Origin of the sequence: Streptomyces bullii (assembly GCF_042657145.1) — a bacterium.
In the GTDB taxonomy this organism is placed as follows: Bacteria; Actinomycetota; Actinomycetes; order Streptomycetales; family Streptomycetaceae; genus Streptomyces; species Streptomyces bullii.
This window is the reverse complement of record NZ_JBHSNY010000006.1, coordinates 356497-380626: the sequence shown is the minus strand read 5'-3', so window position 1 is coordinate 380626 and position 24130 is coordinate 356497. Positions and strand designations below refer to the sequence as shown.

The 24130-nt window shown below is 70.1% G+C and carries 23 protein-coding genes and 1 pseudogene; 11 read left to right on the top strand and 13 right to left on the bottom strand.

Annotated features, from left to right (window positions below):
* Positions 1-152 precede the first annotated feature (152 nt).
* A complete protein-coding gene (locus ACFPZJ_RS19425; protein WP_381022944.1) occupies positions 153-1595 on the top strand; it encodes a glycosyltransferase family 39 protein in 1443 nt (480 codons plus the stop codon).
* 90 nt (positions 1596-1685) lie between these two features.
* Here the strand turns inward: ACFPZJ_RS19425 and pssA are convergent, their stop codons facing one another.
* The 9 genes from pssA to ACFPZJ_RS19380 form a co-directional block, all read right to left on the bottom strand.
* The gene (gene pssA, locus ACFPZJ_RS19420) at positions 1686-2546 is read right to left on the bottom strand and encodes a CDP-diacylglycerol--serine O-phosphatidyltransferase (protein WP_381022941.1); all 861 of its coding nucleotides are present in this window, start codon (positions 2544-2546) and stop codon (positions 1686-1688) included.
* The gene (locus ACFPZJ_RS19415; protein ID WP_381022938.1) at positions 2533-3189 is read right to left on the bottom strand and encodes a phosphatidylserine decarboxylase; all 657 of its coding nucleotides are present in this window, start codon (positions 3187-3189) and stop codon (positions 2533-2535) included. The genes pssA and ACFPZJ_RS19415 overlap by 14 nt, the downstream gene beginning before the upstream one ends.
* Positions 3190-3359: 170 nt before the next feature.
* Positions 3360-4565 (bottom strand): acyl-CoA dehydrogenase family protein, encoded by a 1206-nt coding sequence (locus tag ACFPZJ_RS19410; protein WP_381022935.1) that lies wholly within the window; start codon positions 4563-4565, stop codon positions 3360-3362.
* Positions 4566-4567: 2 nt separating this feature from the next.
* Positions 4568-5080: a MaoC family dehydratase gene (locus tag ACFPZJ_RS19405; RefSeq protein WP_381022933.1), complete on the bottom strand. Its 513-nt coding sequence runs from the start codon at positions 5078-5080 to the stop codon at positions 4568-4570.
* A gap of 5 nt (positions 5081-5085) precedes the next feature.
* Complete coding sequence (locus tag ACFPZJ_RS19400) at positions 5086-6048, bottom strand: HpcH/HpaI aldolase/citrate lyase family protein (protein ID WP_381022930.1); 963 nt, start codon at positions 6046-6048, stop codon at positions 5086-5088.
* Entirely contained in the window at positions 6045-8072 is a 2028-nt protein-coding gene (locus tag ACFPZJ_RS19395; protein WP_381022928.1) for a protein meaA, read from the bottom strand. The genes ACFPZJ_RS19400 and ACFPZJ_RS19395 overlap by 4 nt, the downstream gene beginning before the upstream one ends.
* Before the next feature lie 10 nt (positions 8073-8082).
* A complete protein-coding gene (gene ccrA / locus ACFPZJ_RS19390; protein ID WP_381023458.1) occupies positions 8083-9420 on the bottom strand; it encodes a crotonyl-CoA carboxylase/reductase in 1338 nt (445 codons plus the stop codon).
* Positions 9421-9834: 414 nt separating this feature from the next.
* The gene (locus ACFPZJ_RS19385) at positions 9835-10644 is read right to left on the bottom strand and encodes a TetR family transcriptional regulator (protein WP_381022925.1); all 810 of its coding nucleotides are present in this window, start codon (positions 10642-10644) and stop codon (positions 9835-9837) included.
* Between the two features lie 136 nt (positions 10645-10780).
* Positions 10781-12586 (bottom strand): 3-hydroxyacyl-CoA dehydrogenase family protein, encoded by a 1806-nt coding sequence (locus ACFPZJ_RS19380; RefSeq protein WP_381022922.1) that lies wholly within the window; start codon positions 12584-12586, stop codon positions 10781-10783.
* Positions 12587-12984: 398 nt separating this feature from the next.
* Between ACFPZJ_RS19380 and ACFPZJ_RS19375 the strand changes: the two genes are divergently transcribed.
* Entirely contained in the window at positions 12985-13560 is a 576-nt protein-coding gene (locus tag ACFPZJ_RS19375; protein ID WP_381022919.1) for an adenylosuccinate lyase, read from the top strand.
* Here the strand turns inward: ACFPZJ_RS19375 and ACFPZJ_RS19370 are convergent.
* The 3 genes and pseudogenes from ACFPZJ_RS19370 to ACFPZJ_RS19360 all read right to left on the bottom strand — a co-directional run.
* Positions 13484-14194, bottom strand: coding sequence for a GNAT family N-acetyltransferase (locus tag ACFPZJ_RS19370; RefSeq protein ID WP_381022917.1), 711 nt, complete (start codon positions 14192-14194; stop codon positions 13484-13486). The two genes, ACFPZJ_RS19375 and ACFPZJ_RS19370, sit on opposite strands and share 77 nt — an antisense overlap.
* Before the next feature lie 59 nt (positions 14195-14253).
* A complete protein-coding gene (locus ACFPZJ_RS19365) occupies positions 14254-15825 on the bottom strand; it encodes an alpha/beta hydrolase (RefSeq protein WP_381022915.1) in 1572 nt (523 codons plus the stop codon).
* Between the two features lie 136 nt (positions 15826-15961).
* Positions 15962-16786: pseudogene (locus ACFPZJ_RS19360) on the bottom strand (radical SAM protein); the annotation flags it as partial.
* Between the two features lie 9 nt (positions 16787-16795).
* Here ACFPZJ_RS19360 and ACFPZJ_RS19355 point away from each other — a divergent pair.
* Entirely contained in the window at positions 16796-18235 is a 1440-nt protein-coding gene (locus ACFPZJ_RS19355) for a recombinase family protein (protein ID WP_381022912.1), read from the top strand.
* A 568-nt stretch (positions 18236-18803) separates the two neighbouring features.
* Positions 18804-19178: a hypothetical protein gene (locus ACFPZJ_RS19350; RefSeq protein ID WP_381022910.1), complete on the top strand. Its 375-nt coding sequence runs from the start codon at positions 18804-18806 to the stop codon at positions 19176-19178.
* Between the two features lie 237 nt (positions 19179-19415).
* Here ACFPZJ_RS19350 and ACFPZJ_RS19345 read toward each other — a convergent pair whose 3' ends face one another.
* The gene (locus ACFPZJ_RS19345; RefSeq protein ID WP_381022908.1) at positions 19416-19850 is read right to left on the bottom strand and encodes a hypothetical protein; all 435 of its coding nucleotides are present in this window, start codon (positions 19848-19850) and stop codon (positions 19416-19418) included.
* Between the two features lie 220 nt (positions 19851-20070).
* Here ACFPZJ_RS19345 and ACFPZJ_RS19340 point away from each other — a divergent pair, with 220 nt between their 5' ends.
* The 7 genes from ACFPZJ_RS19340 (at position 20071) to ACFPZJ_RS19310 (ending at position 24129) form a co-directional block, all read left to right on the top strand.
* Positions 20071-20325, top strand: a complete 255-nt coding sequence (locus ACFPZJ_RS19340) for a helix-turn-helix domain-containing protein (protein ID WP_381022905.1) — start codon at positions 20071-20073, stop codon at positions 20323-20325.
* A gap of 346 nt (positions 20326-20671) precedes the next feature.
* Positions 20672-20896: a hypothetical protein gene (locus ACFPZJ_RS19335; protein WP_381022903.1), complete on the top strand. Its 225-nt coding sequence runs from the start codon at positions 20672-20674 to the stop codon at positions 20894-20896.
* Positions 20889-21194, top strand: a complete 306-nt coding sequence (locus tag ACFPZJ_RS19330; protein ID WP_381022900.1) for a hypothetical protein — start codon at positions 20889-20891, stop codon at positions 21192-21194. The genes ACFPZJ_RS19335 and ACFPZJ_RS19330 overlap by 8 nt, the downstream gene beginning before the upstream one ends.
* Positions 21184-21855, top strand: coding sequence for a helix-turn-helix transcriptional regulator (locus ACFPZJ_RS19325; protein WP_381022898.1), 672 nt, complete (start codon positions 21184-21186; stop codon positions 21853-21855). The genes ACFPZJ_RS19330 and ACFPZJ_RS19325 overlap by 11 nt, the downstream gene beginning before the upstream one ends.
* Positions 21852-22220, top strand: coding sequence for a hypothetical protein (locus tag ACFPZJ_RS19320; RefSeq protein WP_381022895.1), 369 nt, complete (start codon positions 21852-21854; stop codon positions 22218-22220). The genes ACFPZJ_RS19325 and ACFPZJ_RS19320 overlap by 4 nt, the downstream gene beginning before the upstream one ends.
* Complete coding sequence (locus ACFPZJ_RS19315; protein WP_381022893.1) at positions 22217-22687, top strand: hypothetical protein; 471 nt, start codon at positions 22217-22219, stop codon at positions 22685-22687. The genes ACFPZJ_RS19320 and ACFPZJ_RS19315 overlap by 4 nt, the downstream gene beginning before the upstream one ends.
* Positions 22684-24129 (top strand): YqaJ viral recombinase family nuclease, encoded by a 1446-nt coding sequence (locus ACFPZJ_RS19310; RefSeq protein ID WP_381022891.1) that lies wholly within the window; start codon positions 22684-22686, stop codon positions 24127-24129. Before ACFPZJ_RS19315 ends, ACFPZJ_RS19310 begins: the two co-directional genes overlap by 4 nt.
* The last annotated feature ends 1 nt before the right edge of the window (position 24130 follow it).

The window sequence follows — 24130 nt, the reverse complement described above, 5'->3', positions numbered from 1 at the left end:
CGCGTCGCCAGCCGACCTCACTCCCGCCGGCCTGGGCGCTCTGCCCGCGTGCCGGTCATCGGCCCGCCTCGGGCGTCTCAGCAGACGCCCGAGGCCGGCTTCGGCCGGCTCCGCCACACCCCGAGGACCTGAACGACTCCATGAGCTGCCACATGACCACCCTGCGGTGCCGCCTGCCCGTCTGGCTGATACCAGTGCTGTGGACCCTAGCCCTGGGCCTGTGGGGGCTGTCCCGGCAGCACAGCGTGTGGCGGGACGAAGCCGCGACCTGGCAGGTGGCCCGGCGGCCCGTCGCCGACATCTGGCACATGCTGGGGCAGGTAGACGCCGTGCACGGCCTCTACTACCTGCTGATGCACGGGCTCTTCGCATGCTTCGGGGCCGGCATCACGACACTGCGCCTGCCCTCCGTGCTGGCCACGGCGGTGGCGGCGGCGTGTGTGACGGTCATCGGTCACCGGCTGGCCGGCGGCTGGGCGGGCCTGGCGGGAGGCCTGGTGTTCGGGCTGCTGCCCGCCGTGCAGTTCTACCTGCAGGAGGGACGCCCGTACGCACTGGTCGCGGCAGGAGCCGGCATCTCCACACTGCTGCTGACCACCGCGTTGCAGGGACGCGACCGGAAAACGCACTGGGCGGCGTACGGCGGCACGGTCCTGCTGTGCGCGCTGCTCAACTGGCTGTCGCTGCTGATACTGCCCGCGCACGCGGCGACTCTGGCCTGGACGAGAACCGGGCGCGGGACATGGATCCGCTGGGCGGCGGCCGTCACGGCCGCCGTGGCAGCCGCCCTGCCGATGATCCTGTTCACCCTGACCCAGTCCCGGCAGGTGTCCTGGATCCCACCGCTGACCTGGCACATGCTGATCGGCCCGGCGATCGTGCTGGCCATCGGAGCTCTCGGGGCCCTTCTGGACCGGCCACGGGCAGGCCGACTGTCGCTGGCAGCCGTCGGCCTGCCGTTGCTGGCCGCGCCGCAGATCGGCCTGATCGGCCTGTCCCTGGTCAAGCCGCTCTTCCTGGACCGTTATGTCCTGTTCAGCATGCTGGGTCTGGCCCTGCTGATCGGCGCGGCACTGGGTGCGGTGGTACGGATGATCAAGCCGCGGTTCCCTCGGGTGTCACGATGCCTCGTGCCGGCCCTGGTCGCCGTGGCCGTGATCGCACTGTGGCCGCAATCGCTGGCCAAACGGTCCCCGGCCAGCCGTGTGGACGATGTCCTGGCGGTGGCGGCGGACGTGCGACTGCTCAAGAAGGACGGCGACGCGGTGGTCTTCGTCCCGGCGGCCCGCCGCGACACCGCACTGGTGTCCCCCACCGCGTTCGCCGGTCTGCGGGACATCGCGCTGGTGGAGAGTCCTTTTGCGTCCGGGACGCTGAAGGGGGAGGAGGCGAGCCCGGAGCGCATACGGACCGCGATGCTGGCGCAGCGGCGGATCATGCTGATCACCGATACGCCCGAGGTGGCCCGGCCGGTGTCGGCAGAAAGGGACAGGGAGAAGATCGCCGTCCTGCAGAAGTGCTTCACCGCGGTGGCGGACAAGCAGGTCCGCGGGCGGCGGGTGACGGTGTACGAGCGGCTCCGGCCGGACCGGTAGGGCAATGAAGGTGCTGCCGCGGGAAAACCCGAGGGGCCCGGACCGAATCGCGATTCGGTCCGGGCCCCTCGGGCGACGTGACAAGCCGAGCTACGGGACCTGCGCCGCCCGCGCCTCGCGGCTTTCCCGCCGGTTTCCGCGGAAGGTGTTCACCCGGCGCGCCGTGGCGAACAGTGGGATCGTCGCCGCCATGACGATCTGCAGCGCGCAGCCCGTCTGCAGCAGCACCTGACCGCCCGGCGCGTCGAACGCCCACGCCGCCAGCATGCCCATGGCCGACACGATCCAGGCGAGCACCGCCACCGCGAGGATGCCCCGCGGCTTCGGGTACTCGACCCGGCTCACCATCAGCCAGGCGGTACCGACGACCGCCAGCAGTGTCGCCTCGAACGGCAGCTCGAGCAGCACGATCGAGACGACCGTGAGCGCACCGAATGGCGAGGGCATGCCCTGGAAGGTGCCGTCCTTCACGGTGACGCACGAGAAGCGGGCAAGCCGCAGCACCACCGCCAAGAGCACAACGATCGCGCCCACCGCCGCGACCCGCTCATGCGCGTCCCTCGCGACCATGCCGTACACGAGCACGAAGTACGCAGGCGCCAGACCGAAGCTGATCAGATCGGAGAGATTGTCCAGCTCCGCACCCATCGGCGACGACCGCAGTTTGCGGGCGACGAGGCCGTCGAACAGGTCGAAGACAGCCGCGCACAGCATCAGTATGACGGCCGTGGCCGCGCTGTTGCGGGCCATGCCCAGGTCGTCGCCCGAGAGGTGCGGGATGAGGATGCCCGTGGTGGTGAAGTACACCGCCATGAAGCCGCACGTGGCGTTGCCGAGAGTCAGAGTGTCCGCTATCGACAGGCGCAGCGACAGCGGCATCTCCTCCTCTTCGTCCACCTCGTCGGCCTCCGGCACCCAGCCGGCCTTGGTGTCCGGATCAATCACGGTCAATGCGAGTCACCCCAGCCACGGTCTTCTGGCCGACCTCGACCGCGACCTCCACACCCTCGGGCAGGTACAGGTCCACGCGCGAGCCGAACCGGATCAGGCCGATCCGCTCGCCCTGCTCGACCTTGGTGCCCTGCGGCACGTACGGGACGATGCGGCGGGCCACCGCGCCGGCGATCTGGATCATCTCGATGTCACCGAGCTCGGTGTCGAAGTGCCAGACGACCCGCTCGTTGTTCTCGCTCTCCTTGTTGAAAGCGGGAACGAAGCCGCCCGGGATGTGCTCCACGGACGTGACCGTGCCGGCCAGCGGCGCGCGGTTGACGTGCACGTTGAGCGGGCTCATGAAGATCGCGACGCGGGTCCGCCCGTCCTTCCACGGCATGATGCTCTGCACCACACCGTCGGCCGGCGAGATGACCCGGCCCTGGGCGATCTCACGCTCGGGGTCGCGGAAGAACCACAGCATCCCCGCTGCCAGCGCGGTGGCGGGAACGGCGACGGCCTTGGCGGCACCCGAGCGGCGGGCGCGGACCAGGCTGACGGCTGCGGTGGCGACGGTCGGGAGGAGCCACGGCGATGCTCCGCGCGCGAGGCGTACGCCGACTCGGCTGTCGCGAGGTGCAGAGGTTTGGCTGTGGGGCATGGATGACCTTCGTAGCGGATGATGCCGCGCTTCGGCGGGGGACGGCGGCTTTCCGGCGATCGTAGCGGCTCCGGGCCGCAACTGGGTAAGCCAGGAAGCCGAGTCGGCGGCCGAAGAGCGCTGACGGGGTGTGATCTTGTTCTCCAAGAAAACACCCCGTATCCGGACATCTAGCCCTGGAATCGATACTCTTCGAGCAGTCTCCGGCCGATGATCATTTTCTGGATCTCGGCGGTACCTTCACCGATCAGCAGCATCGGAGCCTCACGGTAGAGGCGCTCGATCTCGTACTCCTTGGAGAAGCCGTAGCCGCCGTGGATCCGGAAGGCGTCCTCCACGACCTCTTTGCAGTACTCGGAGGCCAGGTACTTCGCCATACCGGCCTCGAGGTCGTTTCGTTCCCCGGAATCCTTTTTGCGTGCTGCATTGACCATCATCGCATGAGCGGCCTCGACCTTGGTAGCCATCTCCGCCAGCTTGAACTGAATGGCCTGGTGCTGGGCGATGGGCTTTCCGAAGGTGTGACGCTGCTGCGCGTACCGGACGCCGAGCTCGAAGGCACGCTGAGCGACGCCGCAGCCACGCGCCGCCACGTTGACCCGGCCGACCTCCACGCCGTCCATCATCTGGTAGAAGCCCCGGCCGGTGACCCCGCCGAGCACCCGGTCGGCGGGAATCCGCAGGCCGTCCATGATGAGCTCGGTGGTGTCGACGCCCTTGTAGCCCATCTTCTCGATCTTGCCCGGGATGGTCAGTCCGGGGCGGACCTCACCGAAGCCGGGCTCCTTCTCGACCAGGAAGGTGGTCATCGACTTGTGGGGCGCGGTGCCTTCGGGGTGACCTTCGTCACTTCTGACCAGGACGGCGACCAGCGAGGACGTTCCGCCGTTCGTCAGCCACATCTTCTGGCCGTTCAGGACGTACGCGTCGCCGTCCCTGACCGCCTTCGACGTGATGGCCGACACATCGGAGCCCAGGCCCGGCTCCGACATCGAGAACGCGCCGCGGATGTCGCCGGCGGCCATCTTCGGCAGGAAATAGTCCTTCTGCTCCTGCGTGCCGTGCTGCTTGAGCATGTACGCCACGATGAAGTGGGTGTTGATGATGCCGGACACCGACATCCACCCGCGGGCGATCTCCTCCACGCACAGCGCGTACGTCAGGAGTGACTCGCCCAGGCCCCCGTACTCCTCGGGGATCATCAGGCCGAACAGGCCCAATTCCTTCAGGCCGTCGACGATCGCTTGCGGGTACTCGTCGCGGTGCTCCAGCTCGGTGGCGACCGGGATGATCTCCTTGTCGACGAAGTCCCGGACGGTGGAGAGGATCTCCTGCTGGACGTCGGTGAGACCGGCGGTCTGGGCGAGGCGGGCCATGACTACTTCTCCTGCTGCTTCAGCTCGGGGCGGCCCGGCTGCTCGCCGCCGCGCTCCTTGATGTACGTCTCGGTCGGCACCATGACCTTGCGGCGGAACACGCACACCAGGGTGCCGTCCTGCTTGTAGCCCTTGGTCTCGACGTGGACGATGCCGCGGTCGTTCTTCGACTTCGACGGCCACTTGTCCAGCACGGTCGTCTCGCCGTAGATCGTGTCGCCGTGGAAGGTCGGCGCCACGTGCTTGAGCGACTCGATCTCCAGGTTGGCGATCGCCTTGCCGGAGATGTCGGGCACGGACATGCCGAGCAGCAGCGAGTAGATGTAGTTCCCGACCACGACGTTCTTGCCGAAGTCCGTCGTGTTCTCGGCGTAGTTGGCGTCCATGTGGAGCGGGTGGTGGTTCATGGTGAGGAGGCAGAACAGGTGATCGTCGTACTCCGTGACCGTCTTGCCCGGCCAGTGCTTGTACGTCGCCCCGACCTCGAACTCCTCGTAGGTGCGTCCGAACTGCATGGCGCTCACGCCTCCGGGATCTCGAACGTGCTGGTGCGCCGCATGCCGGCGGCGCGGCCCTTGCCCGCGATGACCAGGGCCATCTTGCGGCTGGCCTCGTCGATCATCTCGTCGCCGAGCATCGCCGAGCCCTTCTTGCCGCCCGCCTCGGACGTGTAGTACTCGTACGCGTCCAGGATCAGCTCGGCGTGGTCGTAGTCCTCCTGGGAGGGGGAGAAGACCTCGTTCGCGGCGTCCACCTGGCCCGGGTGCAGCACCCACTTGCCGTCGAAGCCGAGCGCCGCGGCGCGGCCGGCGACCTCGCGGAAGCCGTCGACGTTGCGGATCTGCAGGTAGGGGCCGTCGATCGCCTGGAGGTTGTTGGCGCGGGCGGCCATCAGGATCTTCATCAGGATGTAGTGGTAGGCGTCCGCCGGGTAGCCGGGCGGCTGCTCGCCCACCACCAGCGATTTCATGTTGATGGACGCCATGAAGTCGGCCGGGCCGAAGATGATCGTCTCGATGCGCGGCGAGGCCTGCGCGATCTCGTTGACGTTGTTCAGGCCCTGCGCGTTCTCGATCTGCGCCTCGATGCCGATCCGGCCGACCTCGAAGCCCATCGTCTTCTCGATCTGGGTCAGCAGGAGGTCCAGGGCGACGATCTGCTGGGCGTCCTGGACCTTCGGCAGCATGATGCAGTCGAGGTTGGGGCCCGCGCCCTCGACGACCGTGACGACGTCGCGGTACGTCCACTCGGTCGTCCAGTCGTTGACGCGCACGACCCGGGTCTTGCCGGTCCAGTCGCCCTCGTTGAGGAACTTGACGATGGTGTGCCGCGCCTCGGGCTTGGCGAGCGGCGCGCACGCGTCCTCCAGGTCGAGGAAGACCTGGTCCGCCGGGAGGCCCTGCGCCTTCTCCAAAAAGCGCGGGTTCGAGCCCGGTACGGCCAGGCACGAGCGCCGGGGGCGAAGGCGGTTGACGGTGGTCATGCGGGGACCTCCAGAGGGTCGAGCTTGTTCGCGTTCCGGATCTCGTCGACGATGCGGCCGATGATTCCGGTGATGTCGAAGTCCTTCGGGGTGAAGACCGCTGCCACGCCCGCGGCCCTGAGCTGTTCGGCGTCACCGTTGGGGATGATGCCACCTGCGATCACCGGTATATCTGTGGCACCGGCCACACGCAGCCGCTCCAGCACGTCCGGCACCAGCTGGGCGTGCGAACCGGAGAGGATCGACAGGCCGACCGCGTGCACGTCCTCCGCGAGGGCCGCGTCAACGATCTGTTCCGGTGTCAGCCGGATGCCCTGGTAGACCACTTCGAACCCGGCGTCGCGGGCCCGGACGGCGATCTGCTCGGCGCCGTTGGAGTGCCCGTCCAGGCCCGGCTTGCCGACCAGGAAGCGCAGCTTGCCCACGCCGAGGTCACGAGCCGTCAGCTCCACCTTTCGGCGCACCTGGGCCAGCTTGGAGCCCTCCTCGGCGGGCACGGCCACCGGCGCGGAGGACACGCCGGTCGGCGCGCGGAACTCGCCGAACACCTCGCGCAGGGCCCCGGCCCACTCACCGGTCGTGACGCCGGCGCGGGCGCACTCCAGGGTGGCCTCCATGAGGTTGTCCGTGCCCCGCGCGGCCTCCTTCAGCTTCTCCAGCGCCTTGCAGGGACGCGGGTGGTTGAAGGGCGGCTGGTAGCGGGTGTCGCGCCAGTGCTGGAGCGAGGCGATCACCCGGGCCTCGACCGCCGGGTCGACCGTCTGGATCGCGGTGTCCAGGTCGGCGGTGAGCGGGTTCGGCTCGGTCGACTCGAAGATGTTGACGCCGACGATCTTCTCCTGGCCGGACTCGATCCGCGCGCGGCGCTCGGCGTGCGAGGCGACCAGCTGGGACTTGAGGTAGCCGGACTCGACGGCGGCCATCGCGCCGCCCATCTCCTGGATGTGGTCGATCTCGGCGAGCGCCGCCTCGACCAGCTCCTCCACCTTCGCCTCGATCACCTTCGAGCCCTCGAAGATGTCGTCGTACTCCAGCAGGTCGCTCTCGTACGCCAGCACCTGCTGGATGCGCAGCGACCACTGCTGGTCCCAGGGGCGGGGCAGGCCGAGGGCCTCGTTCCAGGCCGGGAGCTGCACGGCACGCGCGCGGGCGTCCTTGGAGAGCGTCACGGCCAGCATCTCCAGGACGATCCGCTGGACGTTGTTCTCCGGCTGCGCCTCGGTCAGGCCGAGCGAGTTGACCTGGACGCCGTAGCGGAAGCGGCGGTGCTTGGGGTTCTCGATGCCGTACCGCTCGCGCGTGATCCGGTCCCAGATGCGGCCGAACGCCCGCATCTTGCACATCTCCTCGATGAAGCGGACGCCCGCGTTCACGAAGAAGGAGATCCGGCCGACGACGTCGCCCATGCGCTCCTGCGGCACCTGCCCGGAGTCGCGCACGGCGTCGAGGACGGCGATGGCGGTGGACATCGCGTACGCGATCTCCTGGACCGGCGTGGCGCCCGCCTCCTGCAGGTGGTAGCTGCAGATGTTGATCGGGTTCCACTTCGGGATGTGGGAGACCGTGTACGCGATCATGTCCGTCGTGAGGCGGAGCGACGGCCCCGGCGGGAAGACATGGGTCCCCCGGGACAGGTACTCCTTCACGATGTCGTTCTGGGTCGTCCCCTGGAGCTTGGTGATGTCCGCGCCCTGCTCCTCGGCGACGACCTGGTAGAGCGCCAGCAGCCACATGGCCGTGGCGTTGATGGTCATCGAGGTGTTCATCTGCTCCAGGGGGATGTCCTGGAACAGCCGGCGCATGTCACCGAGGTGCGCGATCGGCACCCCGACCCGGCCGACCTCGCCGCGGGCGAGGATGTGGTCGGAGTCGTAGCCGGTCTGGGTCGGCAGGTCGAAGGCGACCGACAGACCCGTCTGGCCCTTGGCGAGGTTGCGCCGGTACAGCTCGTTGGACGCCTCGGCCGTGGAGTGACCGGCGTACGTGCGCATCAGCCACGGCCGGTCCTTCTGACGCTCACTCATGCGGCGCTCCTCAGATGTTCCGGAAGCGGTTGATGGCGTCGAGGTGCTGGGCGCGCATCTCCTGGTCGCGCACGCCCAGGCCCTCCTCGGGGGCGAGGCACAGCACGCCGACCTTGCCCTGGTGGGCGTTGCGGTGGACGTCGTGGGCGGCCTGGCCGGTCTCCTCCAGGGGGTAGACCTTCGACAGGGTCGGGTGGATCTTGCCCTTGGCGATGAGGCGGTTGGCCTCGTAGGCCTCGCGGTAGTTCGCGAAGTGCGAGCCGATGATCCGCTTCAGGGACATCCACAGGTAGCGGTTGTCGTACTGGTGCATGTAGCCGGAGGTGGAGGCGCAGGTGACGATGGTGCCGCCCTTGCGGGTGACGTAGACCGAGGCGCCGAAGGTCTCGCGGCCGGGGTGCTCGAAGACGATGTCGACGTCCTCACCGCCGGTGAGCTCGCGGATGCGCTTGCCCAGGCGCTTCCACTCCCGCGGGTCCTGGGTGTTCTCGTCCTTCCAGAACTTGTAGCCCTCGGCGTTGCGGTCGATGATCAGCTCGGCGCCCATCTTCCGGCAGATCTCGGCCTTCTCCGGCGAGGAGACGACACAGATCGGGGTGGCGCCGCCCGCCAGGGCGAACTGGGTGGCGTAACTGCCGAGGCCGCCGCTCGCCCCCCAGATCAGGACGTTGTCGCCCTGCTTCATCTGGGCGCCGTTGCGGGAGACCAGCTGGCGGTAGGCGGTGGAGTTGACCAGGCCCGGGGCCGCGGCCTCCTCCCAGGTGAGGTGCTTCGGCTTGGGCATCAGCTGGTTGGTCTTCACCAGCGCGATCTCGGCCAGGCCGCCGAAGTTGGTCTCGAAGCCCCAGATGCGCTGCTCGGGGTCGAGCATGGTGTCGTCGTGGCCGTCCGGGGACTCCAGCTCGACGCTCAGGCAGTGGGCGACGACCTCGTCACCCGGCTGCCAGGCGTTCACACCCGGGCCCGTGCGCAGCACGACGCCCGCGAGGTCGGAGCCGATGATGTGGTACGGCAGGTCGTGGCGCTTGGTCAGCGGGGAGAGCCTGCCGTAGCGCTCCAGGAAGGCGAAGGTCGACACGGGCTCGAAGATCGAGGTCCACACCGAGTTGTAGTTGACCGAGGAGGCCATGACGGCCACCAGGGCCTCGCCCGGGCCGAGTTCGGGCACCGGGACCTCGTCCAGGTGGATCGACTTGCGCGGGTCCTTGTCGCGGGTCTCCAGGCCCGCGAACATCTCCGTCTCGTCCTTGTGCACGGTGATCGCGCGGTACGACTCGGGGAGCGGCAGGTTGGCGAAGTCGGCCGGCGTGGAGTCGGGCGACTGGATCGCGGCCAGGATGTCCTTCACGGTCACGGTGTTGCCTCCGGCGATACGCGCCCCTTGAGGGGAGGGGCGCTGAGGGTTACGTCGGGCTGCTGAGGGTTCGGGGTGTGCCGTCGGTTCGGCGGTGGTGCTGTTCGGCAGCGCTTTGTGGCGCGGGAGGTTGCCTGTGACGCAGGCGTCCGGGGCGCGCGGGCTGTGGTGGCCCGCTGGGACAGGCGCCCGGACTCCTTCAACGTATGACACCGCGTGTCAGCTGACAAGGCACTGAGTGCCAGAACTTGCTCTCAGATGAAATCTTTACGCAACAAATGAGCGATGATCGATCGAAGGACCCCTCGGAGACGCCCGCAAACGTGCCCTGACATGCCAAAACGGCCACCCGGTGGGGTGGCCGTCGTCACAGCGGGAGAGGCGCCGGTGCAGTGGGGAAGGGCGCGGTCAGTGCTCCTTGAGGGCCTGCTCGATCGTCCGCATGACCTCGTCCAGCGGGGCGTCGGTGCGGGCCACGGTCACCAGGACCTCGCCCTGCCCGGAGACCGACGCCGCCGGCGGCTTGGGGGGCGCGGCCCGGCCCGCCATGATCCCCGTGCCGAAGGTCTTGCGGACGATCGCGAAGGCGTGGTCGAGCTGGGCCTCCACATCGCCCTGGCCGCCCGCCCGCAGCCAGCGGCGCAGGACGTGGTTGTGGGCGGTGACGACCGCGGACGCGGCGACCTCCGCCAGCAGCGGGTCGTCGTTGGCGTCGTCGTCGTGCGCGTGCTCGTCGAAGTGGCCGAGCAGATAGCGCGTGAACAGGCGCTCGTAGCGGGCCACCGAGGCGATCTCGGCCTCGCGCAGGGTGGGCACCTCACGCGTGAGCTTGTAGCGGGCGACCGAGATCTCCGGCCGGGCCGCGTACATCTTCATGACTTCCTTGATGCCGCGGCACACCGTGTCGAGCGGATGCTCGTGCGCGGGCGCGGCGTTGAGCACCGCCTCGGCGCGGATCAGGGTGTCGTCGTGGTCCGGGAAGATCGCCTCTTCCTTGGAGCGGAAGTGACGGAAGAAGGTGCGGCGGGCGACCCCGGCCGCGGCCGCGATCTCGTCGACGGTGGTCGCCTCGTACCCCTTGGTCGCGAACAGTTCCATCGCGGCGGCCGCCAGCTCCCGGCGCATCTTGAGGCGCTGGGCGGCGGCTCGGCTGCCTGCGGCACTCTCCGGCGCGTCGGTCGTAGCTGGTGTACGTGAGGACTTGGCGGGCTGGGACATGCCCCGAACGTACTGCATGTGCGCAGCTCGGTGCGCATGCACCGGGTCTCCCCCGCCCGCCGAGGGCGGGGGAGCACCAGCGGGGTCGAGCAGTCCGCCCCAGTCCTCGCCGGCGCGGAACCAGTCGCCGGGGCGCTCAGCGCTTGGCATATTCGCGGAAGCCACGGCCGGTCTTGCGGCCGAGGCAGCCCGCGGCCACCAGGTGCTCCAGGAGCGGCGCCGGGGCGAGCCCCGGGTCGCGGAACTCGCGGTGCAGGACCTTCTCGATGGCCAGCGAGACGTCGAGCCCGACCACGTCCAGCAGCTCGAAGGGGCCCATCGGGTAGCCGCCGCCCAGCTTCATCGCCGCGTCGATGTCGTCGAGCGAGGCGTAGTGCTCCTGGACCATCTTGATCGCGTTGTTGAGGTACGGGAACAGCAGCGCGTTGACGATGAAACCGGCCCGGTCGCCGCAGTCGACGGGGTGCTTGCTGATCCTGCCGCAGACCTCGCGGACCGTGGCGTGGACGTCGTCGGCCGTCAGGACCGTACGGACCACCTCGACCAGCTTCATCGCCGGCGCCGGGTTGAAGAAGTGCATGCCGATCACGTCCTGCGGGCGCGAGGTGGCGCGGGCGCAGGCGACGACCGGGAGGGAGGAGGTGGTGGTGGCCAGGACCGCGCCCGGCTTGCAGACCTTGTCCAGCGTCGCGAACAGCTGCCGCTTGACCTCCAGGTCCTCGGCGACGGCCTCGACGGCCAGGTCCACGCCGGAGAAGTCGTCGTAGGTGCCGGTCGGGGTGATCCGGTCCAGGGTCTGCGCGGCGGCCTCGGCGGTCATCCGCCCCTTGTCGACGGAGCGGGCCAGCGACTTGCCGACGCGGGCCTTGGCGGCCTGCGCCTTCTCCTCGCTGCGGGCGGCGAGGACGACGTCGTAGCCGGCCTTGGCGAAGACCTCCGCGATGCCCGAGGCCATGGTGCCCGAGCCCGCGACACCGACCGAGCGGACCGGCCGCCCGGGTGCCAGGTCGGCGCCCTCCAGCGGGGTCAGCGCGTCCCTCACGACGGTGCCGCTGCCCGGCGCCTCGTAGGTGTAGAAGCCGCGCCCCGCCTTGCGGCCCGTCAGGCCCGCCTCGCTGAGCTGCTTCAGGATCGGGGCCGGGGCGTGCAGCCGGTCGCGGGACGCCGCGTACATGGCCTCCAGGACCGTGCGGGCGGTGTCGATGCCGATCAGGTCCAGCAGGGCCAGCGGGCCCATGGGCAGTCCGCAGCCCAGCCGCATCGCGGCGTCGATGTCCTCGCGGGAGGCGTACTTCGCCTCGTACATCGCGGCGGCCTGGTTGAGGTAGCCGAACAGCAGCCCGTCGGCGACGAACCCGGGCCGGTCGCCGACCGCGACGGGCTCCTTGCCGAGGTCCAGGGCGAGGTTGGTGACGGCGGTGACGGCGGCCGGGGCGGTCAGCACGGAGGAGACGATCTCGACCAGCTTCATCGCCGGGGCCGGGTTGAAGAAGTGCAGGCCGAGCACCCGCTCCGGGCGCGCCGAGTCGGCGGCCAGGCGGGTGACGGACAGGGCGTTGGTGCCGGTCGCCAGGATCGTCTCCGGGCGCACGATCCCGTCCAGCTCCCGGAAGATCTGCTGCTTGACCTCGTACGACTCCGGCGCGACCTCGATCACCAGGTCGGCGTCGGACGCGGCGCGCAGGTCGGTGGAGGTGCGCACACGGGCGAGGACGTCCGCGCGCTCCTGCTCGGTCAGACGGCCGCGTTCGACGGCGCGGGCGGTGGAGGACTCCAGGGCGGCGACGCACTTCGCGGCCTGGGCCTCGCTGATGTCGATGCCGACGACGTCGCGGCCGGCCCTGGCCAGGACTTCGGCGATGCCGGTGCCCATCGTGCCGAGGCCGACGACGGCGATGGTCCGGAGCGGGGACAGGGACGTGCCGGAAAGGGGAGTGGCCATCGCGGGACTCCAGGAATGAGGGTGACGACGGATGCGCGCCCGGGTGCGCCGAAGGGCGCACCGGGTGCGTGAGGAAGTGCGGGTGCTGGCCGGGCTGCTGGCGCACACGCCCGGTGCCGTCGCTGGTCCCCGCCCGGCGCGGCCGAGCACGGGGGCCGGGCGCGCACACGCCCGGACAACGGCGGGTCCGACCGGCCCTGTCCCCAGGCCGAGTCGCACTGCGGTACCTGCGGTACCGAACCGACTGCACTCACGACGGCCGCGTCACCAAACCGCCGTGAGGAGGTGCGAGTGGGTAACTCGCTCGTCTGAGCTTAACTGGCGGGTAACGAGCGCGCCAGCCCCCGTGTTTGTGATGTACGTCCCGGGCGGCCCGCACCGCCTCTAATCTCGGTGTCATGGACGAAGAGTTGCGATCACTCACGGAGCGCTTACGGGCGGAGTCGGGAGGGCCGGCGGCGTACGACCGTCTCGTGGCGACCGATGACCTCGACGCACTGGCTGGGGTGCTCACGGAGCCCGGACAGCCGCTGTGGGCCCGGGAGCTCGCCGCGTTCCGGATGGGACTCGCGGGGGACCGGCGGGCCTTCGAGTCGCTGGTCCTGCTGCTGAACCACCGTGATCCGCCGCGCTGCGCATCCGCCGCGTACGCCCTCGCCCGCCTGGGCGATCCGCGCACCGCCCGCGCGGCCGCCGCCCTGGCCACCAATGAACTCCGTGTCGCCTACGCCCTGCACCCGGTACGGCTGCTGACCGAGCTGCGCGCCCCGGAGGCCGTGCCCGCGCTGATCACCACCCTGCAGCGGCGGCTGCGCCCGCACGACCCGTACCGGCGTGTGGCCCTCGCCTGCGTGGAGGGGCTCGGCGCGCTGGGGGACGCCCGGGCCAGACCCGTCCTCAAGGAGGCCCTGGCGCATCCCGCGCTCGCCGAGGCGGCGGTGCGGGCGCTGGAGCGGATTCCCCGGCCGAGGTGACGTCCGCAGCGCAGAGCTCCCGTACGTACCTCAGCTCCGGCACGACGGCGCCGCCGGCCTCGAAGGGCTCCTCGGCGCCGTCCGCCCGGAAGCCGGACCGCTCGTAGAAGCGGCGGGCCCGGGCGTTGCCCTTGAGGACCCACAGGAACATGCGGTCATGACCGGCGGCGGCGCACCGCCGCACGGACTCCTGGAGCAGGAGCCGCCCGGCGCCGCCGCCGTACCGTGCCGGATGGACGTAGAGCGCGTACAACTCCCCGTCCGCGGTGGGTGCGTCACCGTCCCGGTACGGACCGTACGCCGCCCAGCCGACGACCGTGCCGTCCCGCTCCGCGACCAGGTTCACCACGCTGCCGTCGCTCCGGACGAGCAGCTCCCGCCGCCGCGCGGCGTCCTCCCTCACGCTGAGCGCGTCGAGGTACGACCGGGGCATCAGCCCCCGGTAGGCGGTCTGCCAGCCGCGAACGCGGATCTCGGCGACGGCGGCGCAGTCGGCGAGCGTCATCTCCCGTATGCCGTGCTCGTCCGGGGCGAGCCGACCGGAGGCGGCGGAGCGGCCGCCCACGACGGGATGCGGGTGCCGCGGGGGCGGCACGGCGCCGTTGGGGGCAGGCGTCCTGGTCGGCTCACTCATGTGTCCATCTTGGACCAGGGGGCTGACAACGCCCGCCGCCCGACGGCCTGTCGGGGCGTCTACCCGCGGAAGCCGAGCATCCCGTGCAGCGTCGCGCCGCGCAGGGTCGTCGACGCAGCGTCGGACGGCTTCGGGTCGGGCAGGGCCGGGCACACCGCGTCGATCTCACCGCCGCCGCGCGGCACCGTGCCGTTCGTCAGGTACGCCGCCAGGTGCTTGTCCAGGCAGGTGTTCCCGCTCAGCGTGACGCCGTGGTTGCCGCCGCCCTCCTCGACCACCAGGCTGGAGCGGGCCAGCAGGCGGTGCATCGTGACGCCGCCCTCGTACGGGGTGGCCGCGTCGTTCGTCGCCTGGAACAGCAGCACCGGCGGCAGCTTGCCGTTGGCGACGTTCACCGGCTTCAGCGGCTCAATGGGCCAGAACGCGCACGGCGCATTGTACCAGGCGTTGTTCCACGTCATGAACGGGGCCTTCTCGTGCACCGCCCAGTTGTCCCGGCGCCACTGCCGCCAGTCGCGCGGCCAGGCGGCGTCCCGGCACTCCACCGCCGTGTAGATGCTGTAGCCGTTGTCGCCGGAGGAGTCGACGGCCCCCAAGTTCTCGTACGCCTCGACCAGCGGGTCGGCGTCCTTGTCGGTCACGTACGCCGCGAACGCCTCGGCCAGAGAGGGCCAGTAGCCGTTGTAGTAGCCGCCGGGGATGAACGTGTCCTCCAGTTCGGAGGCCCCCACCTTGCCGCCGGCCGGCTTCTTCGCGAGCGCCGCACGCATCGCGTACCACTGGGCCTCGATCCGCTCCGGGTCGGTGCCGAGCCGGTAGGTGCCGTCGTGCTTGGCGACCCAGGCCAGGAAGGCGCGGTGACGGTCGTTGAAGGCGAGGTCCTGGTTGAGGTTGACGTCGTACCACACCTCGGTCGGGTCGACGACCGAGTCCAGCACCAGGCGCCGCACCCGCTCCGGGAACAGCTTGGCGTAGACGGCGCCCAGATAGGTCCCGTACGAGTAGCCGAAGTAGTTGAGCTTCCTCGCGCCGAGCGCCTGCCGGATCAGGTCCATGTCCCGCACGGCGCTGACGGTGTCGATGTACGGCAGTACGTCCGCGTACTTGCTGCCGCACGCCGCGGCGAAGGACTTGGCGCGGGCCAGGTTGGCCTTCTCCACGGCGGGTGTGCTCGGCACGGAGTCGGGGCGCACCGGGGCGAAGTGGCCCGGATCGCAGTCCAGCGCGGGCTCGCTCGCGCCCACCCCGCGCGGGTCGAAGCCGATCACGTCGTACTGGGCCGCGACCTCCTTGGGCAGCGAGGAGGCGACGGCCCCGGCGAGCGTGAGACCGCTGCCGCCCGGGCCGCCGGGGTTCACCAGCAGCGGGCCCTGGTACGTCGTCGCGGTGTGCGGGATGCGGGTCAGTGCGAGCGTGATCTGCCGCTCGTGCGGCTTGGCGTGGTTCAGCGGCACCTTCAGGGTCGCGCACTGGAGCGTCGGATGGTCCTCGGTGCCGCACTTCTTCCAGGCGGGTCTAGCGACCGACGCGGTATCGGCGGCGCGCGGCGCGCTCGCCCCGGCGGGGACGGCGCTGAGGCTTCCGGCCACGACGACGGCGGCGCCGCACAGCACGGCTGCGCGTGTTCTCATGGAGTCCTCCCGGGACGGAGGTCGGCGGACCGCGAGGCTCACGGCCCTCGCCGCATCGTCCCGGAAAGCCTCCCCGGAAAAACGTGTTCTGTCGAAACTTTGACCCAGTTGGGCCGTCGAATGCCCTCGAACGCTCCTAGATGAGCGAAAGTTGGGTCGGTTCGGACACCGGCGGCTCCGGCGGGCCCGGTGCCGGGGTCCGTCGCGGCATACCGGCCCGCATCGGGCCGATGCCGTACTCCTGGGCCAGGTCGTGGACCTGACGGGTGATCCGGCGCTGGTACCACTTCGGGGCGTAGGCGCCCGCCGCGTACAGCCGCTCGTACCGGCGCACCAGGTGCGGGTGGTGCCGGCCGAGCCAGGCCATGAACCACTCACGGGCGCCCGGCCGCAGATGCAGCACCAGCGGGGTGACGGACGTGGCCCCGGCCGCGGCGATCGCCCGTACGGTGGCGCGCAGTTGGGCCGGTTCGTCGCTCAGGAACGGGATCACCGGCGCCATCAGGACACCGCAGCCGATGCCGTGCTCGGAGAAGGTCCGCACGACCTCCAGACGGCGCTCCGGCGCGGGCGTGCCCGGCTCGACGGTGCGCCACAGCCCGGTGTCGGTGAAGCCGACCGAGACGGCGATCCCGACCTCGGTCACCTCCGCCGCCTGCTTGATCAGGTCCAGGTCGCGCAGGATGAGCGTCCCCTTGGTCAGGACGGAGAAGGGGTTCGCGTGGTCGCGCAGGGCGCCGATGATGCCCGGCATCAGCCGGTACCGGCCCTCCGCCCGCTGGTAGCAGTCGACGTTCGTGCCCATCGCGATGTGCTCGCCCTGCCAGCGGTGCGAGGCGAGCTGGCGGCGCAGCAGCTCGGGGGCGTTCACCTTGACCACGATCTGGGTGTCGAAGCCGAGGCCCGTGTCCAGGTCCAGATAGCTGTGCGTCTTGCGGGCGAAGCAGTACACGCACCTATACTTCTGCCCGTGACACCATTTCAGAGGGGCGCCACCTACGAGCGGATCTCCAAGGCCGACGACGGTGACGAGGATGGCGTCGAGCGCCAGCACGAGGACACCACCGAACTCGCCCAAAGACGGGGTATTCCCATCGAAGGCCGGTGCTTCCGGGACAACGACAGGAGCGCCACGCACGGCAAGCACCGCCCCGACTACGAACGGCTCATGGCCGCCGTCCAGCGCGGCGAAGTCGACGTCATCATCGTCTACATGCTCGGCCGCTTGTGGCGAAACCGGCGAGAACGAGCCGAAGGAATCGAGATCCTCCGCCAGCACGGCGTGAGCGTGCTCTGCGTGAAGGGCCCCGAGCTGGACCTCACGACGGCCGCCGGGCGGCTCCTGGCCGGGCTCCTGGGCGAAGTCGACACGTTCGAAGTCGAGCAGATGTCGGAGCGGGAGCAGCGCGAGATGCGCCAGCGCGTCGAGCGCGGCCAGGTCCCGACCGGGCCGCGCTGCTTCGGCTACACGGCGGACGGCTCCGAGGTCATCGACAGCGAGGCTGCCGAAGTCCGCAAGATGTATGAGGCGCTGGCGGCCGGAGCCACCCTGTCGGGTATCGCAGCCGACCTGAACGCTCGGCAGATCCTGAACCGCAACGGCAGGCCGTGGAGCCACAACGCCGTGCGCTACCTACTCCAGAACGAGCGGTACGCAGGCCTGCGCGAGTACAACGGCGCCGTGTATCCGGGGAAGTGGCCGGCGATCGTCAGTGAGGACCAGTGGCGCCATGCCGTCGCCGTGCTCACGGACCCGTCACGGAAGACGTCGCCGGGGCCCGCCCGCAAGTGGCTGCTGTCTGGGATCGCCCGGTGCGGGGTGTGCAACGACGGCACCACTGTCACGAGCGCGCAGCGCGGCTCCAAGGGCAGCCCGAACGGGCCGGATCGGGTCTACAAGTGCCGCGGCCCTGTGAAGCATCTCGCGCGCAACGCGGAACCGATCGACATGCTGATCGCAGGCACGGAGCCGGGTGAGCCGCTGGGGCTCGTGCCGCAGCTGCTGCTGAAGGAAGACGCGGCGGGGCTCCTGCTCGATGACGGTCGCCCGGACATGGATGAGCTGTCCGCCAAGGCGGCCGTCCTCAGAGCTCGGCTGAAGAACATGACCGATGCGTTCGCCGACGACGACGAGGCCGACGTCATCGAATTCAAGAGAGCGGTGCGGCGCATCAAGGAGCGCCTGGCGGCGATCGAGGATCAGATGACAAGCCCCGCGCGGGCAGCTGTTCTCGGTGACGTGGTGAACTCCGAGGACCCGGTGGCGGCTTGGGCCGTCCTGCCGCTCGACCGGAAGCGGGCCATCGTCGACATGCTGATGACGGTGACCATCCATCCGGCCGGCCCAGGAAGACGGAAGTTCGATCCCACATCCATTGAGATCACACCGAAGGGCCGCCGCCTATCCTGACGCCTCTCCTCCTGCGGCGGGTGCGGGTGCATCCCGCCGCAGGAGGAGAGGACTGACCTGCTCAGGTGCTTGACTAGCCGCACACGATGCATACCCCGGCATCGATCAGCGGCGTAAGAGTCACGCCCGTGGACAGGCCACTGCCGCGGCCGGCGCCTGGCGGTTCATCGGGCCGCCCAGGTGACGCGGTTGGCCCCATGACGGGCACCTGGGCTGGCGGCCCGGGTGAACGTGTCTGCCCTGGTGGCGTGGATGGACGCCGTGTCTGGCCGGGGTGCGCCGAGGGTCCCCGGGTCTGCCCTGGCGGTTCGGCGGGCCGGGCGCCGGGCGCATCCGGTCCTGTGGCTGGGGCTTCGTTGCCGATCGGGATGGGTGAGCCGCTTCGTGTCAGCGCCAGGGATTCGCTGGGCGCGGAGGAAGCGCTCCCATTGGCCGTGGGCACGGACGCGGTTGGTGACTGGCTCCTGGTGGGCTGTGGCAGACCAGGGCCGGGCGGCGGCGTGTATCCGGGTGTGGGAGCCGCCGTCGGTGCGGAGGACGGCGGTCGGTAGTCGCCGTTGTCCCATGGTTGCACCGTGATGACGGTGATGGTTGCGGCGGTGACTGCGGTTCCGGTGACCGCGGCGACGACCTGGCCGCGATGTTCGCGGACGGCCTCGCGCACCGCCGTGCCCGCGGTCACCAGCGCGGCGGCGATGGCGCCGCCAAGGTGCAGTCGCAGGTGTTTCTTGCGCCGGACCGGCTCCGGCCCAAGGTGGTGCTCAGGCGGCTGTTCAAGGCCGCCGTTGGCGACGGCCGCTTCCTGCGGCTGGTCCTCGCCGTCTCTCTCCTCGTCGTCTCTTTCGATCAGGTATCTCAGAAAGTCCACACGGGCTCGCTGGGCGCGCATCTCCCTGTCGATCCCTGTGATCTGTCGCCTGACCTCGGCTACCTGGCCGCGTAGTTCGGCCAGCTCACCGAGGAGGCGCCGCAAGAACAGACCCCCAGTGATACTGATGATCACGCCGAGCGCGCTCGCCAAAATGACCAAGGCCATGTCAGCCCCCAGTGCTGCGTGCGCGTCGGGCCCCGTACACGTCGGCGCATGTACGGGATACGCATCGTGCGTCGGGAGTGACATCCAGTCACGTACATATGTGCGGACCGTGACTTAAACGTTACAGACGTTTGACGGGTCGAACTAACCAGCGTGACGAGGGCGTTGAGGCTGCCCGCCCTCCCGGGCGCGGCGCTTCATGACCGCCTCGTAGTCGGCGGCCATCTGGCGCAGCACGTCGGCCCGGTCGTCGGGATCGACGTCCTCCAGTGCTGCCTCGATCATGCGGCGCACATGCGGCGGCGCCGCGCTCAGTGCCTCCGGCATCGATGGCGTCCGCTGCGCGTCCTGGGCCTGGATCTCGCGCAGGATCACGGCGGCGTCCGGGCGGCCCGCGTTTTCCAGGCGGTCCGCGGTGACGTCCACGACGAGCGCCATGTGTGCCAGGACCTCCGGCTTGGCCTCGACCTCCTTGGCAAGGTCCTTGCGGTAGCCGGCCTCGATCTGTCGCCACCGTGAACCGCTGAACTTGATCCGCATCTGGGCTGCTGCGGCTTCGGGGCTGATGCCCTTGGCCATGCGGGCTGTGCGGATGAGTGCCGCGTCCGGTCGGGGTGGGGTCCCGACCGCCGGTGTCGTCATGGCTCCCCCTGACTCTCGGTACTTAGCTAGACCTTACTGGACAGTACTGGACAGTACTGGGCTGTACGCCAGGGAGTGCACACAACCTTCACCGCTGTGCGAACTTATTCAGCCATGAGGCTTGCACAGTCTTTGACAGTCTCGTACTGTCGTTCACATGGAACGCCGCCCGAAGACCAACCCCGAAGCGCTCATCACGCGCCGCTTCGCCGCAGGGCTGAGCCAGACCGCCCTCGCACGCAAGATCGGGTGCAGCAAGCAGCTGGTGTCCGGAGCCGAACGCGGCCTGCACGGCCTGTCGCTGGAGCGACTCGCACGCATCGCCGGCGTGCTCGGCTGCGAGGTCCGCGACCTGCTTCTCCCCGAGCAGGACGACCAGGCCACCACGAAGCCCGCCGGAAGCTCGGTCTGATGCGCGCCCGGATTTACGGGGCCGTGTGCCTGTGGGTGTGCAACAACTGCGGACACCGCAACGGGATCCTCCGCGCGCAGTGCCGTGTGTGCGGCGCTGACCGCCAATTCAAGGCGGGTTCGGCATGAGCCGCGAAGAACTCGACGCGTACATCCGCGACATGGTCGCCGATTGGCCGCCCTTCACTCCCGAACAGCGGGAGGGATTGAGGGCTCTGCTCCGAACCGATTCGCGTCCGGAGCCGCAACCCGCACGCGCCGCCGCCTGACAGCAATGAGGGCCCGCCGTGCCCCCGGCGAGCCCTCGGCCCAACCACCCATCACCTGAGAGGAACGAGGTGGGCCCGATGCACTCCAGCATCGCACACACCGAACCGATGCCCTGGCAGCCGACGTTCGTGCCGCCCCTCGACATCGCCCGCGAGCAGGCGCGCCGCGTACTGGACGAGGCCAACGCGCTGGACACCAGCCTCGCCTCCGAGCTCGCCGTGTACGGCACGTTCGGTGCCCTCCAGGAGAGCCTGCGCCAGGTCCTGGCCGCACTCGACGCCGAGGACGGCCGCCATGCCTGAGCCACTCAACCCGGAGTACCTGCGGGAGACACAACGGATCGTCGCCGCCGCGCCGAACGGCCCCTGGGAGATCGAGCCCAGCGAGCACGGCCTGCCCGACCAGATCGGCCCGATCTGCTTCCTGGAGACCTGGGTCGACAGCGAGCGGGTGCCCGTCCTGGAGCTCATCCGCCACGCCCGTGAGGCCCTTCCGCGCTACGTGGGCGAGGTCTCCCGTCAGCGAAACGAGATCAGCCTGCTGAGGCGCCGCGTCGAGCAGCTGGAGCAGGCCAAGGGCGGTGACCGCCATGGCCTCTGAAGCACTCAGCCCGCGCCTGCTCGCTCAGCTCCGGGCCGCGACCGAACGCAGCCCCGGCGCCCCGGCCGCGCGCACGGTGCGCCTCCTGCTCGACGAGATCGACCGGCTCAACGGCGAAGTGGACCAACTCAGGTCTTCCCCCGCGCTTGCCCAGTGGGAGCCGGACGCCGAGTGTCCGCTGAGCCAACGGCATCTCCAGGTCATCATCGGCACCGCCAGAGGCCAGGAGTGCCCCGGCATCGCCCGGGACATGGGCCTGTCGGCGAAGACGGTGAACAAGTACCGGCAGATCGCTATGCATCGCCTCGGGGTCCGCACGGCCGCTCAGGCTGTCGCCGTCTGCCTTCTGCGGGGGTGGCTGCCGCGTGCTGCGTTGCGCGTGCCCGAAGTGCCGCACCGGACGTCGCCCGTCAAGATCCGCAACACCTATCGGGAGCGCGCAGCACTGCTGCGTGAGACGCCCGGCGAGTGGGGCATCGTCGCCGTCTACGACAGCGGCCCCACCGCGCGGCAGAGCGCCTACCGGCTGCGCACCGGCGCCTTCAAGGCCTTCCGGCCCCCCGGCATGTGGGAGGCCGAGGCCTTCACCGAGGACGGCGAACACCGAGTCCGTGCCCGCTATCTCGGTACCACCGACACCACAGAGAGGGAAGCGTCATGAGCGCCCGCACGCTCGACGTCCGGGGCAGCGTCGTCGGCGACGGCCCGCAGTACGAACTCGCGCGCACCCAGTTGCTCGCGCTGGCCGACCAGTTCCCCGTCGGCTCCCGCGTCCGCCACGTCTGCGGCCGGGAAGGCACCGTGGCCCTGGACCAGCCGGGGCACGTGCCCGGGCTGCACTTCGGCCACCCCACCGCCGTGTGCCTCATGGGCAGGTGGCTCGACACCCCGATGGTGTTCGTCACCTGGGACAACGAGTACGACCTCACCTGGCGCGTGTGGGTGCCCGTCTCCAAGATCCGGCGCGGCGCCGCCCCGGCCGTGAACCGGCCCGGCAACAAGGCGCGGATCGGCGGCCGTCGATGAGGTACGCGGTCATCGCCCCGGACGGCGAACTCACCCACCACGACGGCGAACCCGACTGGGACACCCTCCTCGGTCCCAAGGGCAAGGCGCGTGTGCACCTGCCGGGCCTTGCTGTGACCGGCTGGGTCAACGACGTCGGCCTGCTCTACCCCGAGCGGTACCCGCGCAACATCACTGGCTCGTGCGTGCTCGCCGCGTTCGGTGCCCCCATCCAGCCGTACGCCGGGCCGGTGGTGTTCACCGGTTGGAACCCGGACAACACTCCGCTCGGCCTTCTGGAGCTCTGCTCCCTGCCGCAGCCGGTGACCGTCCTCGACACGGTGCACGGCGACGTGCTCAAGGCCCTGGCCGGACAGACACCACGCGAGCTGTCCCCGAGCTGGGCCGAGCAGATGCGGGAGATCGCCGAGCACGCCCGTACCGCGCCCAGCCCCGGCATCACGGTCCGGACGGTGAGGTTGCCGTGAAGACCACCCGTCCGGCGTCAACGCCGTCCGCCGCCGCCGTCGCTAACCAGGCCGCCGTGGAAGCCAAGGCAGGAGAGGAGCACGTCCGTTCCTCTGCTCCAGTGACCCCGCCTGCGCCGGGCGGGTCCCAGACCGCTCGCCCGGAGTCAACGTCACCCGCAGGCGTCCGCAGCGCTGTTGCGGGAGCCAAGGCCGGAGAGGCGCCGCTGAACCCGCCGAAGACCCAGCCTGCTCCGGGCGAACCGTCGACCACCCGTTCCGCGTCAACGTCACCCGCCGCCGGACAGAGCACGGCCGTCGCGGGAGCGAAGGCAGGAGAGGAGCCGACTGACAGACCGGCTCCCGAGACCCTGCCTGCGCGGAACGGGTCCCCGGCCGGGACGGAGACAACCCCCACGGCCGCCGTCCCGGCCACCCCCACTGCGCGGCTGCTGCTGTCCGCCGGTGCTCCGGAGGACGTCTGGCGCGCCGTACGGCAGGGCGGTGTCGGCGGCTCGGACGTGGCCGCCATCCTCGGCATGGACGGCCACGGCGGCGCCCTGCGCGTCTGGCTGGAGAAGACCGGCCAGGCACGCGCCGAGCGGAACGCGCGGCTGGAGCGGTCCGCCCGGCGCGGTCACGCCCTGGAAGGCCTGATCGCCGAGTTCTTCGCCGAAGAGACTGGCCTGACCGTGCTCGACTCGCCCGGCACGCTCCAGCACGTCGACCACCCGCACTGGATCGCCAACCCGGACCGGCTCACCGTCGCCCCCGACGACCAGGCCAGGGACGAGCTCGGCGTGCTGGAATGCAAGTCCCGCAACTGGCGCTCCGCCCGCGCCGAAGGCTGGAACGGCGACGAGGCCCCCGACGGGCCCGCCATCCAAGCCCACTGGTACCTCACGGTCACCGGCTACCGATTCGCCTACGTCGCCGGGCTCATCGACGACGACCTGACCTGGTTCCGACTGGAGCGCGACGACGAGCTATGCGCCATGCTCGCCGACGCAGTCGACCGGTTCTGGCACGACCACGTGCAGGCCGGCATCCCGCCCAAGCCCGACGGCTCCGAGGCCACCACCGAGCTGCTCGCGCGGCTGTGGGATGCCCGCGCGGAAGCCACGGTCGAGGTCGACCCCGTGGAGACGATGCTGATCAAGCAGCGCCGCCGCGAACTCCGCGAGCAGATCAGCGACCTGGCTGACGAGCTGACCGAGATCGAGAACCGCATGCGGCAGCTCGCCGGTGACGCTGAGGTGGCCACGATCGGTGGCCGGGAGGCCTACAGCTGGCGGCAGAACGGCCAGTTCGCGCACGCCCGGTTCCGCGAGGCAGAACCCGAGCTCGCCGCCCAGTACACCCGCCTGGTCCCGACCGTCGACACCGAACGGCTCGCGGACGAGAAGCCCCAGATCTACCGCAAGTACCGGGCGCGCGTGCTGCGCGTGCCCTCGGAAGGATGAC